Genomic DNA, 9,686 nt, shown 5'->3' with positions numbered 1-9,686 from the left:
ATGGGGCGTCGGCTCTCGTAGGACGCGATGACCACTCGCGCGCGAAATTCAGGGGCGTGCCAGCGGCGGCGATCCGAAACGATCTCGATCCGCGAGGCGCCCGCCAGCCTGTCCCGCTCGCCTGTCTCTCTACCGCTCCTTTGGAGCCTCTCTGCGGTACTACCTGCGACACTCGCAGGTAGTACCGTGTCCCTATCTCTTAAATCGCTCATGCTTCATAGCTGAACCAGACCAGAAGTATTCAGCAAGGCGTCAGTCGCCGGAAGCTTACTTTCCTTCGACAAAATGCGCGCGACGGATCTTTCCAATTGTTTCCACAACAAGCATCCCAAACCGGGCCTCCATTCAGCATGAAGGCCATCGTGAACCCGTTTCTCAGAAAGGGGTCGTTTTTAGCTGCCTGTCCCCCTTCCGAAGGGGTCACTTTTCCATGCCGCTTAACACACCAGCAGCGCGCCGCCTAAAGATCATAATCAAATGGGCCAAAGCCGCCGTTATTTCATGCCAGCTGACGTACCTCCCGGAAATGTAAGTATTTAAAAGTAGCGTCCGATCGAGAAGGATACGGACGGATGAAACGCAGTCGTTTTACGGAATAGCAGCTCATAGTGGTGGTGAAGGAACAGGGATCCGGGCTGAAGATCTCTCATCTTTGCCGCAAACACGGGATCGGTGACGCGACGTTTTACAAATGGAAGAGCCGCTATGGTGACCGTGAGGTATCCGAGGCCAAACGGCTGAAGGCATTGGAAGATGAGGGGGGTATGATCGGTCGATCGCAGCGAGTAGATCAATCCTTGGTAAACGCGGCAGGATAGGGGTCGGATAGCGTTTCATTTTGCGTGGGGGTTCTAAGGAATGCCTCCCAGCCAGATCGCATCAAGCGGATTTCTTTGTCGAACGCGCCCTGCTCGCAGCGGTCCATCTTTTCTTCTACCTCATACTTTCGCTCGATAAATGAGCCAATCTGATCCTCGTCAAAACTGTCCTTGAGATAGGGGTAGTTTATCTCGAGAGCGCCCTCACCGGGGCCATGCTCTCGCAGCAAGCTGTTCACCTTACCAAAAAGGCGGTCGACGCGGCCCACGCGTTGCTCATTATCTCCCGGGGTCCATGCAATTCCGTAATGATGAACCTTCCGGCACTGCAGATGCAGGTTCACACCCTCTTGGAAAACCGATGTCGCGATAAGGGTGTTGGGATAGAATGGACTATTGAATCCCAGGATCAGGTGTTGGCGGTGGCTGGACTCGCCACTGGCATACCAGGCAGGACTTGAAAGCGTGGTGAGTGTACGCCAACCCTTGTCCCATGCATCGACTTCATGATCGATAATTTTCGTGCAGAGTTGCTCAAAGGTTCGGAGAGCGGATGTGAAGTATTTCAGCAGTAAAGAACTCTCAATTCTCTGGCGCACGTAATCCACGAATTTACGGTAGCGACGTTGAACGTTGCTGTGTTTCTTTTCTCCCGAAAGACCTTTGTCGAACGTTGCATGCCAACCGTAAAGCTCCACTATCACGGGGCTGGCGAAGAGAAATCCGGCCTTTAGATAGTTAGCAAAGTTCTCGGCGATGCGGGGGGAAGCAGTCGCCCAGCGAGAAAGTGTGGCTTTTTCTGATTCCGGGAGATGATGGAATACGACTGACCAGATCGTTTCGAGCGGTTCATCGTAGTCACGCTGATCGGCATCGTGGGGTCGTAAATTGTCCAATGTCTCGCGGGGAGACTTACTCCAGGCTTCCATGCGCAGCATTTGCGCAGCCTTCGCAAAGTCCATGCGCTGTTTCCCTCCTTGGATAAAGTGATAGTACCAAGGGTAGGCTCCTGCCAGGTAGTCGGGTGCGGGCTCCAGCAACATAGAGAAGATGCTGGTTGTCTTGCGAAGGCTCAGGCTGAAACGAGAGCAATCGGTCGGGGGCGCGGGCGGCCTGCCGTCCGAGGCTTTTTTCGTCACGAACAGGTCGGCAATCCTTGATCGCAGATAGTCGTGCTCGTCGGCGCTTTCGCCTGCACCTTCTGCTTCGTCTATCGGGTCGTCATCGCTATCTGGATCCCGGCTATCACCTGACTTGGCAATCTCATTGAAAGCCTCGCGTGACCAGTTGCTGCCTTTCCAGCGGCGATAGGTCTCTTCATCCCAGCCTAGGGCGTCGGCAATGTGCTGCGCCAGCAAATCATCGTATCGCTCGTTGATGCGTTTCGTCAGCTCACGAACCGACGGTATCCGGCGCACGAAGACGAGATGCTTATCTTCATGCAGATGGCGCTCTTGCGGCATCTCAAACAGATTTTGCGGCGCACAGATTTTGACGATGCCGTCGTACTTCGGGTGATCAGGAGCGGTGCCAAACAGGCGGCGGAAGTCGCTACTCATGTCCTGCAGGAGCTTGGTATCTGCTGCAGCTCTGAAGTCCTTTGAGCGCTCGTCTTCCTCCGCGCCACCTTGTATTTCATCCTGTGCTCCTTCGACGTGGCCGGCAGATTCAAAGCCCTCAAGGTAGCCGTACAGCGCGCGCCGCTTTTCCTCGTTCACAACTCCCCTTTTGATGAGTAGCTTTTGGTAGAGCGCGAAGAACATCTCGTCCTGGGAGCTGTCCCCAAACTGGCATGGAGTAGCGATTTCACGGCGGTATTGGTGCTTGGTGTAGCTGATGCCCTGGCCTTCCATGCGGCGAAAACGGCGAAGGGCGTATTTACGCATTAGTTCATCGACGGTCTTTTCCTCCAAGGCAGACCTGTGAAGGAAATAGCCGAGGATGCTTGCGACGTCGCCAAGCCGGGTATGGCTGGGCGTTGCGGTCAGGAGCAAGGTGCGCTGCGCAATGGGCTTTTCCGGCTTGCCGAAAAATTCTTCTGCAGCTGCGACCCGCTGCGACCCGCCTCGGCGGTTGCGAAAATAATGCGCCTCGTCGACGATCATAAGATCGAAGCCTGCCCCTTCGCTGGCGGCCATAATTCGCCTGTGCAGTTCTCGAGCCGCCCTGCGCGCGGCAGCGGTCTTGTCTGTGGATTCATTAGAGCTATCGACAAGGCCGCTGAGCGCGTGAATCGTCGTGATGTAGAATTGGGCCGGCGTATCGTGCTCTGACCGTTGCTCGATCGCCTCGGTCAGTTCATGCAAGCGATAATGGACACCGAAGGGGGGGGCAGGCTTGCCGTCGTTCTTCGCCTTCACGAAGTCATCGGCCTTGAGGTAAATATCCCTAGTAAAGGCCGAAAATTCCCGCTGCCAATGCGCACAGATGTCGCGGTTCGGCGCGATCACGAGGATCTTCGCATCGGGTTTCCGTCTCCATAGCAGAGCGGCAACACCCAGCGCCTCGAATGTTTTCCCCATCCCGACTTCATCGGCCAGCAGCGCAACAGGGTTTCTTGAAAGCACGTTCCACAAGTGGGCGACGCCTTCAGTTTGAAGCGCAGCCATGTCTACAGGCTGGTCTGGCGAATAGGTCCATTTGCCTTTGACCCCGCCGAAGTTGATCCACTTCGCAACATCTGTCGGCTTCAAACGCCGCCAATTCTCATTCATAGTCAGATTGACTCCTGACAAGTGCGACATATTCGGTTGCGACGCCGCTCGGCGGATCGGGGAGCGAGATCGCCAGGCTATCCCAGCGGGATTTCGGCGCAGGTGAATAGCCCGGTTCGTGGTCTCTAGCGTCGCGGGCAAGCTTTCGACGCAGCCATTGAACCTCTTTGCCGATAGCCGCGACTTCATTTGCAAGAAACCAGTTGAACACCGGGCGCTCGTGGAGTTGGAGCGCGTCGCGCGTCTTCTCGACAAGCTCGAGCAGGCAGCCAGGTGCTACGAATACCAGTTTCTCCAGCTGCTCCAGCTTGTCCAATTTGGCTGCAGAGTACCTGGCGCGGTAATCATGCATGGACTTGAAGAGGCGGAAATAGCTGATGGAGCTATGTTCGGATATCTCGCGATCCAGCAGTTCTGAGCCCCCATCAGGCTGACCCGGAGTGTCATCTGGAAAGCTGTCGCTGTCATCTGGACCTCGAAGTGGAAGGTCTGTTAACGATCCTGGATCGTCGCCAAGAATGAACGCATCCAGCAAGTCTTTCAGGCTGTTGAAAGTCTGGGCCCTCCGAAATTCGAGGTTCTTTTCGCAGACAAGTCCGCGATGAACCTCGTTTCCATCCTGATGGACCCGAAACACCCGATCTCGCAAGAGAGCGCTGTCATCAATGCGAACTCGAGCAGGTTGCACGGGCTCACCGCTGCGGTTCCACTTCAATGGCACGGGTGCCTGGACGCCGGGTAGGCGCAGGGAGTATCCGTCATGTGCCCCTTTCGCCAGCCATACGCCTGAAAATGCATAGGCCTGAGCATGCCAATCGAAGGTTACATGCAGATCGAAAGGCGGCAAGTCGGGCGGATCAAGAGCCTCTTCGGCAAGGAGTTCAGCCGGTGCGCAATCATCCGCGCCCAGGCGGAGCCTGTTGCCATGCGCGAGCCGCCAGTCGTTTGCGTCGTCAATAATAAGACCAGCTTCAACGTTGTTCTCCGGGCTCCACTTTCCTTTATCATCGCACAGGTTGTTGCAGCCCGGGCCAGTGAAGTTCCAGGAACCGACGGCTAGATGTTTGCCGATCTTCCAGATCTTGGCGTGACACAATTCGGCTCTTGGGTCTCGCTCGACCGGACTTTCATAGAACGTGAGCTGGCCATTTTGGATAAGCTGGCCCAATTCCTCGCTCCACTCTGTTCTAAGGAATTTGTTTTGGATCCGGTCGGGTACCAAATGGACGCGCAGGCTGTCGATTGCCGTCGAGGTTTGCAGTTTGCCGATGAAGCCGGCAAGGTCGCGAGGCAGATACGGCGACCAGACAACGATGTCTGGTTCGGACGCGCCATTGAGCAATTGCGCAGCGAATGGTTTGGCCTGAAAACTATGGACAAAACGCCAGTTCTCAGGCTCGCGCGAAAGCCCCCGACGCTGAACGAGCTTAGTATGTTCAGGAATGTCAGCTGCGTCGCAGAGTGCGCCAAAGAATTGGCGAATTTCTCGGTAGTTGGCGAGACTTTTGATCTCACGAAATGTGAAAGCTTCCAGATTGTGCCCCCATCCGGACAGCGTCAGATTGGCGCTACCCGCGCCGATCATCCGTCGGCCATCAACGTCCTCAAGATAGATGACTTTGGGATGGAAAAGACTCCGTTCGCCGAAACGTCCGGACAAGCGATCAGGGCGAATGGCATGAACCGGAATGCAGGTGCGCTTAATACGATTGGTATCGATAAATCGCGGATCGCAGAACACCCTGAAGTCAGTGCCTTTGTCCGTGAGCTCCTGCTGAAGCTGCTCGAACTCGATACGATTTCGCGGCGGCTCGGCACCGATCGTTGCGGGCAGGACAAACGTCTCGAGGAATTCTATGTCCAGGTTGAAGGTGGTGAACCATGCTCGCCGTAGAGGCCGCATGCTGGTCACCCTGCGTTTCAACTCTTCCAGGAGCTTCATGCGTCCGCTCCGCGCAAGCCATTCACGAAGCTCCTGAACTGGGGAAGGTAGTAGTTGTTATGCCATGAGCCAGGGGGGCGGCTTTCAGGCTTGGGCAGCGAGACAGTTCGCGCGTGGACCTTGATGGTGCCGTCGCTGCCGACATTGAGCCAGGAAACCTGACCACGCGATTGCATCACCCTGCTGTGGTAAATCGCCAACGCCCGCATTTGATCGTCGAGACTGCCCGCGTTTGCGGCTGCTACAAGCTGCCTCAGGCGCGCCGCCGCTGCAGTGCCTTTGATGGCGGGGAGGTTCGGGTACTCAGCAACCGCCTTGGCCGCCTGGGGCAAACGCATCGCATCTCGGCCGAATTTTGCCCAAGCGTCCGCGACGTCACTGGTTGATTGAGTTCGCCGGGATGCCATCAGCGTGAATAGCAGCGAGCAGTCGGCCAGGAAAGGCTCGAGCTGGACAATCTGCTCGAGCTTGGCTTTTTCGCTGGACGGTAGACCATGCTCAAGTGCCCGCTCGATCACCTCTTGCGGTGTAATATCTTCGGTGTCTTCGAGAACGTGAAAAAGTGCTCCGGCCGCACCTTGGTCCAGCTCCGTCTGGCCTAGCCAAAATGTCTTGGCATAACGTCCGACCACCTGAGGCGACGCAAATGCACGGGCGTACGCCTCGGTCAGCTTTGTCGAGACATCGTCAAACTGGAGCTTGCCGCCTTGAATTGGTCGGGAGACGCATGCCTTGAGGAATTTATATGCCTCATAGGCGGCCTTGCCGAGTAAGCTGTTTGGTCTACCGGCTATGAGTTTTTCGGCTTCCGCCCATCGACCTTGATAAGCGGGCTTATGATAGTGATAATTGCCGTCGAAGAAGCCAATTTCCATTAGCGGGGTTTTATAGCGGCCGCTGACGCCGAGGCTGAGTTGCCGGACCAAGATTTGCCCGGCAGGCTCATGTGTGAAGATGAGCGCAGGGCGGTGCTTTTCGTTCATCCAACGCCGCCGCGCGTTCGAGATGCCAAGTATTCCTGCCGGATCCACATCCACTAATGATGCTTCATACCGCAGGATTGAAAACACAAACACGTTTTCGAGGAAAATTAGGGAGGCTTGCTTGAAATTCAAGCCATCCTTGTTCTGGTACAGGCGCTGAAGTGCGTTATTAAGAACGACATCATCATCTTCAATCAGCTTCTTGACAAGGTAATGGTGAAAAAGGTTCAGCGTGAAATTGCGCACATCGTTGGAAACCGAATTTATCCGGTTTCGGAACACCTGCCTTCCAAATGCTGACCAGATTATAAGCAACCCCATCGGATCGATGTATGAATCGGATGACAGCGAGTCGTCATAGTCTGTAAGTAAGGCCTGTAAAAAGTGCGTCATTTTTTGTCTTAACTCACATCCTGAGAGCAATTTTTAATAAATATTCGATGACCCTATCCAAGATACAGTGCCTACCGCCGACCTGGCATGTAACGACGGTTACCAGCACATGCTGCCGTAAAGTGCCTCGTTCGAAAACGGCAAGAAAGTCCCAAACTTGGTCTATCACGGCTCGCCTGACAATGTCGGCTTTCGGGCAACTGCCATTACCACTTTGATGTCTGCCTTGAGGCGGAAGCCGACATGGAGACACACCCTTCACCCCCCGTCACTCCATCATGCGATGGTACCGGCAAGCCATTCCCTAAGCTTCGACCACCGCCGCCGCCCGCCCTGGTTCCGCACCGCGATGGCCAGCGCCTTCTTCTGGCCCACGAGCACGACGAGCTTCCGCCCCCGTGTGACGCCGGTGTAGAGCAGGTTCCGCGCCAGCATGGCGTAATGCTGGGTCACCAGCGGGATCACCACGGCCGGATATTCCGATCCCTGGCTCTTGTGGATGGTCGTGGCGTAGGCGAGCACCAGTTCATCCAGTTCTCCAAAACCGTAAACGACCTCCCGTCCATCGAATGAAACGGTCAGTTCGCCTTCTTCGATATCAATCCTGTCGATAACGCCAAGATCCCCGTTGAAGACGTCCCGGTCATAATCGTTGGCGATCTGCATCACCTTGTCACCCGGACCATAGGTCCAGCCAAACCGCTCGACCTTCACCTCGCCTGGCGGGTTCAGCGCCTGCTGCAATTCGATATTCAGCGACCGCGCCCCAAGGCCACCCCGGTTCATCGGGCAAAGCACCTGCACGTCGCGAACAGGGTCCAGCCCGAACCGCGCCGGGATGCGATCCCTCACTACTGCCAGCAACTTGCGCAGCCCGACCTCGGGCTCGGCCGCCTCCACGAAGTAGAAATCCGATCCCTTTTCCGCGCTCAGTTCGGGCATCCTGCCCTCGTTGATCCGATGCGCATTGGTGATGATGCGGCTCTGTGCCGCCTGACGGAACACCTCGGTCAGCCGCACCACAGGGACAGCACCGGAGCCGATGATGTCGGCCAGCACCTGTCCCGGTCCAACAGAAGGCAACTGGTCCACATCGCCGACGATCAGCAACGCGGCGTTGTCGGGCAAGGCGCGCAGCAGGGAGCGCATCAGCAGCACATCGACCATGCTGGCCTCGTCCACGACCAGCAGATCGCAGGTCAGCGGGTTGGTATCATCCCGCTTGAAGGTGCCACTGGCCGGATCCGTCTCCAGCAGTCGATGGATGGTCTTGCCTTCCAGTCCGGTGCTTTCCGACAGGCGCTTCGCCGCCCGACCGGTCGGGGCGCAGAGCTGCACGTCCGTGCCCTTGGCGGTCACGATCTTCAGGATGGCGTTGACCAGCGTGGTCTTGCCCACGCCAGGACCACCCGTGATCACCAGCACCTTGCTGTTCAGGGCAAGACGCACCGCCTCCTGCTGGCTGGGCGCGAGCGCAAGCCCGGTCTTCCGTTCCACCCAAGTCATGGCCTTTTCAGCGTCGATCTCGGGCCAGGGCGGACGGCCGACGGCACAGGCACGCAATCGCTCGGCGATGCTTTGCTCCGCGCGATAGAGACCCGCCAGGAAGATGCATCCCGTCTCGCCCACGCTGTCGGCAATAACGTCGCCCGCCTCCAGCTCCAACGTGAGAGCCGTCTCGATCAGGGGTGCCGCGACCTCCAGCAGTTCGGCGGTGCTGGTCAGCAACTCCCCGACCGGCAGGCCGCAATGCCCTTCATCCATCGCCTCGCCGAGCGCGTAGGAGATCCCGGCCCGCACCCGGATCATGGCGTCAGGCGCGATCCCCATCTTCCGGGCGATCTGATCGGCAGTTTTGAAGCCGATGCCCCGAATGTCCTTCGCCAGCCGGTAGGGGTTCTCACTGATCAGTTTGACCGCGTCCTGCCCGTAGGTCTTGAAGATACGCACCGCCCGCGAGGTGCCGACGCCGTTGCTGTGCAGGAACAGCATGATCTCGCGGATCACCTTCTGGTCCGCCCAGCCCGCCACAATCCGCTCGGCACGCTTGGGGCCGATGCCCGTCACCTCCCGCAGGCGTCCAGGTTCCTGCTCGATCAGATCGAACACCGCCTCGCCGAACGCTTTCACCAGCTTCTTCGCGTAGACCGGACCGATACCCCGGATCATGCCCGAACCAAGATAACGCTCGATCCCCTCAACCGTGGTCGGCGGACTGGCCTTGAGAAACTCCGCCTTGAACTGCAACCCGTGGGTGTGGTCGCGGAACCAGCGCCCCGACATCTGCACGAACTCGCCTGCCGAGATCATGGCGGCATGGCCGACAACAGTGACCAGATCGCGCTGCCCCCGCACCTTCACCCGCAGGACGCAGAAACCGTTCTCGGCGTTGTGGAACGTCACCCGCTCTACAAGGCCGGCCAGCGCCTCAGACGATGCAGCCGTGCCACTCAACGGGACGCCCCTGTCAGCGCAGAATCGAGAGGGTCGGAAACCATGATCCATCGTAACACAGGATCGCGCTGCCAGCCGTATCGCCGTGCTCCAACACGCCTGACACGCAGTCGTGAAGATCCCCGATTCAGCCCAGATTACGCTGGAGTTTCACTCCCGATTGCATCCTATACGCATCCTGCGGGAGATTTCGGGCACAAAAAAAGCCACCCTTGTGGGTGGCTTTTCTTCTGTCTTTTCAGACGCTTACGTATGGTTGCGGGGATAGGATTTGAACCTATGACCTTCAGGTTATGAGCCTGACGAGCTACCGGGCTGCTCCACCCCGCGGTGGTGAGGGGTGACTGGAAGACCTGGCGGCGACCGACTTTCCCGTGCCTTG

4 protein-coding genes, 1 tRNA gene and 1 pseudogene are annotated in these 9,686 nt (G+C 57.4%); 1 reads left to right on the top strand and 5 read right to left on the bottom strand.

Annotation, left to right across the window (positions count from 1 at the left end; all coding sequences use genetic code 11):
• Nucleotides 1-605 precede the first annotated feature (605 nt).
• A pseudogene (locus tag CFR80_RS15475) lies at nt 606-770 on the top strand (transposase); the annotation flags it as partial.
• Between the two features lie 20 nt (nt 771-790).
• Here CFR80_RS15475 and CFR80_RS15470 read toward each other — a convergent pair.
• From CFR80_RS15470 to CFR80_RS15450, 5 genes are all read right to left on the bottom strand, one after another.
• Complete coding sequence (locus CFR80_RS15470) at nt 791-3,532, bottom strand: DEAD/DEAH box helicase family protein (RefSeq protein WP_110507657.1); 2,742 nt, start codon at nt 3,530-3,532, stop codon at nt 791-793.
• Nucleotides 3,525-5,474 (bottom strand): phospholipase D-like domain-containing protein, encoded by a 1,950-nt coding sequence (locus CFR80_RS15465; protein WP_110507656.1) that lies wholly within the window; start codon nt 5,472-5,474, stop codon nt 3,525-3,527. Before CFR80_RS15465 ends, CFR80_RS15470 begins: the two co-directional genes overlap by 8 nt.
• Nucleotides 5,471-6,850, bottom strand: a complete 1,380-nt coding sequence (locus tag CFR80_RS15460; protein WP_110507655.1) for a hypothetical protein — start codon at nt 6,848-6,850, stop codon at nt 5,471-5,473. Before CFR80_RS15460 ends, CFR80_RS15465 begins: the two co-directional genes overlap by 4 nt.
• A 276-nt stretch (nt 6,851-7,126) precedes the next feature.
• Complete coding sequence (gene recD2, locus CFR80_RS15455) at nt 7,127-9,355, bottom strand: SF1B family DNA helicase RecD2 (protein ID WP_258367863.1); 2,229 nt, start codon at nt 9,353-9,355, stop codon at nt 7,127-7,129.
• Nucleotides 9,356-9,557: 202 nt separating this feature from the next.
• Nucleotides 9,558-9,634, bottom strand: a tRNA-Met gene (locus CFR80_RS15450).
• Nucleotides 9,635-9,686: the final 52 nt, after the last annotated feature.

Origin of the sequence: Komagataeibacter oboediens (genome assembly GCF_003207815.1) — a bacterium.
In the GTDB taxonomy this organism is placed as follows: domain Bacteria; phylum Pseudomonadota; class Alphaproteobacteria; order Acetobacterales; family Acetobacteraceae; genus Komagataeibacter; species Komagataeibacter oboediens.
The sequence above is the reverse complement of the archived record's forward strand: the minus strand, read 5'-3'. Positions and strand labels throughout refer to the sequence as shown.